At 54.2% G+C, this 1,155-nt stretch carries 1 protein-coding gene; it reads left to right on the top strand.

Going from position 1 to position 1,155, the window contains the following annotated elements; translation table 11 throughout:
• Positions 1-83: 83 nt before the first annotated feature.
• A partial coding sequence (locus CPT76_RS36160) for a serine hydrolase domain-containing protein (protein WP_105446290.1) occupies positions 84-1,155 on the top strand: 1,072 nt, incomplete at its 3' end.

Genomic DNA, 1,155 nt, shown 5'->3' with positions numbered 1-1,155 from the left:
TCCAGGAAGGCGGTGCTTCCATTGGTAAGAGTATGAGGTTGCTGACAACAGAATACAAATATTCGATCCATGGAGGCTATAGGATGCCAAACGTAGAGCAGATAACGAAGCGGCTGGACCAGCTGCTGAATGATTATATCGCGCAGGATGGCGCGGCGGCGGGCATGGCTGTAGGAATCGTGTATAATCGCGAGCCTGTCTACGCCAAAGGATTTGGTGTGAAAAGTAAAGAGACCGGAGCCCTGGTGGATGAGAATACGCTGTTTCACATGGCTTCAATTTCCAAAACCTATGTGGCTACGGCGGTTATGCAGCTCGTGGAACGCGGACAAATCAAGCTGGATGAGAAAGTGACCGCGTACCTGCCTTACTTCAGGCTGGAGGACACGCGTTATCGGGATATCACGATCAGGCACATGCTCACCCATACCTCAGGAATGCCGGATGAGGATGATTATGAATGGGATCGGCCTCAGTTGGATGCAGGAGCGCTGGAGCGTTACGTTCGCAGCGTATCGAACCGAGAGCTGTTATGGGAACCCGGTCAGGGAACATATGCTTACAGCAACATAGCCTTTGAGGTTCTCGGTGATGTCATCGCGAAGGTCTCGGGGGTTTCCTTTGAACAGTACATGCAGGAGCATATTTTGGATGTGCTTGGCATGGAAACGAGCACCTATACGATGCCGGATGCAGACCAGGGCCTGCTTGCCGCCCCGCACATTATGGGGATGGGCTCTTCCTTTGGAGCGAAGGTCAGCCGCGTTTATCCGTATAACCGGGCGCATGGTCCAAGCTCCACCTTGCTGACGAGTGCGGCGGAATCGTGCAGCTACGCGGCGGCTTACTTAAACGGGGGAAAATGGGGCACTGCACCCGTTCTGCAGCCGTCCAGCATTGAGGAGCTGTGGCAAAGCCATGCACCGGCTGACGATTTCGGTTATTACCGGAACATTGGCCTGGGCTGGTTCATGGGACCGTATAAGGGGCTGGAAGCGAAAGCGCATGGCGGATCGGACACGGGATTTCGTTCCAATCTGGTTGTCTTGCCCGAACCGGGTATCGCGGTAACTCTCATGTTCAATACCGATTACCTTGGACTCCATCAGGTCAACAACGCCATCTTGGACGTGCTGCTTGGGGAGCAGGTCGAAG

This window comes from Paenibacillus sp. AR247 (assembly GCF_002968895.1).
Lineage (GTDB): Bacteria > Bacillota > Bacilli > Paenibacillales > Paenibacillaceae > Paenibacillus_AQ > Paenibacillus_AQ favisporus.
Note: the sequence above shows the minus strand (reverse complement) of the source record. Positions and strands in the feature narration are given on the sequence as shown.